Raw genomic sequence first — 1563 nt, forward strand, 5'->3', positions numbered from 1 at the left:
TTTTTCGCTTGTCGGGCGTACTAAAGTTTTAACTAAACCCGTAATCGCCACAATCACAGAGGCAATTCCCCCAATCGACAATGAAGTTAAAATTGCCGCCGCCAGAATAATTTCAGTCGGACTGTATCCATCTCGCATCCAAGTAGATGGATTTTCTACCGATGTTGGCGAGGCGGGGATTAATTGCGAAGTTTGGGTGGTTTGATTGGAGTTGGCTGGAATTGTTAAGGCAGTTTTCATGGCTTGAATCTCTTTTAAATGTTTCTATGCAAATGATATTTCTGCCAGGAGAAGAAGAGATTCCATAGAAATAGAGACAAAGTAGAAAGAAGGTAGAAATTAAGTAGAATCGAGAAGCAATTTCACAACCTGTCTATGCAATGGGCTGATTTTCTAGCCAATGAAGCTGCTATTCATGGCTTATCCCCAGAGCAAACGGCAGCTTTTGTAGAGCGTTTAAAGACTGAAAACTCAGGGAAGAGTGAGGCAAAACTAGCCAGCGAGTTGAACATCGGTGCGGCTGCTTTCAAAAAGCGGATGACTGAGGTTTATGACAAGTTCGGCCAGAGTTATCCTGAGTTAGCCAATTCTGAAAGCCGGGGTAAGCTAGAAAAGTTACGGGCTTGCTTGACAGCAAAATATAATGGCGGGCAAGATGCCCACACCACAATTAAAGAAATTCATTTTACAGGACGCTACAGCGAAGCTGAAACCATGTATCAGCAAGCTTTGGCAATTTGTGAACGTACTTTAAATGTAGGTCATCCCGATACAATGATGCTTCGGGGAAGTTATGCAAGATTTTTAAGAGAAGCATATCACTAGCGATCGCACCCTTTCACAAAATTGTACCAAATTGATGCCACACAACAGTTGTAGTTCAAATTTTAGCAGCGATCTTCCCCTCATAACCAAAGGTACAGTAAAGAATAGAGCGTAGGCATAGCCCGTCGTAGACATTGTTTTGCGGTTTCAAATTCCAAACCCCAAATTTGAGAATAAATTTATGCGAATAGTACCAATCAAATTACCAAAAACAGTATTTTCAGCACTTCGTAGAAATCTTGAATAATTCATCTAAGAAATGCGAATTGCCGCAGCAGTTAATAGTATGAATTAGGTGACATATCACAAGCCAAAGCAGGAGAAATTGCTGGGCCAGTGTTGAATTTATTAATGCATTATCACGCTACCAAGTAAATTTTATGCAATATACTGCCCAGAGTTAGCCCAAGAACTGGCAAATGTCGATTAATTGTGTAACTATTAATTCTTCCCCTTTGATTGTTCTTCTGAAAAGTCAGCAAGCACAATTACTTCTACAATTATTTACATAAATTTTAGTTCCATTAGGTCTTTTTGAAGAAGTCACAACTGATGTTGCCTCAACACAATCACCCAATATTTCTTGGATACAAACACTAGAAGTTAATACTATTGCTCCTGTTGTAGCAGCTTGGGATTTAGGAAAGGGAGAATCACAAGTATTGAGTTTGGCACCAAAAAATTCAGGCTGTGCCGCTATTGTTGCCGATAGAGTAGCACAGCGTTGTGGTCAAGGTG

3 protein-coding genes are annotated in these 1563 nt (G+C 40.2%); 2 read left to right on the plus strand and 1 reads right to left on the minus strand.

From position 1 onward, the window contains the following. Positions 1 to 240, minus strand: a 240-nt coding sequence (locus tag VE944_RS19715) for a hypothetical protein (RefSeq protein ID WP_324980627.1), incomplete at its 3' end; no start/stop codon positions are given. Positions 241 to 375: 135 nt separating this feature from the next. Here VE944_RS19715 and VE944_RS19720 point away from each other — a divergent pair. Both VE944_RS19720 and VE944_RS34345 read left to right on the plus strand, forming a co-directional pair. After that, positions 376 to 825 (plus strand): tetratricopeptide repeat protein, encoded by a 450-nt coding sequence (locus tag VE944_RS19720; RefSeq protein WP_324980630.1) that lies wholly within the window; start codon positions 376 to 378, stop codon positions 823 to 825. 512 nt (positions 826 to 1337) lie between these two features. After that, positions 1338 to 1563 (plus strand): PIN domain-containing protein (locus VE944_RS34345; RefSeq protein WP_475483631.1); only part of this gene is annotated, 226 nt, incomplete at its 3' end.

Source organism: Nostoc sp., from assembly GCF_035638895.1.
Lineage (GTDB): Bacteria > Cyanobacteriota > Cyanobacteriia > Cyanobacteriales > Nostocaceae > Nostoc.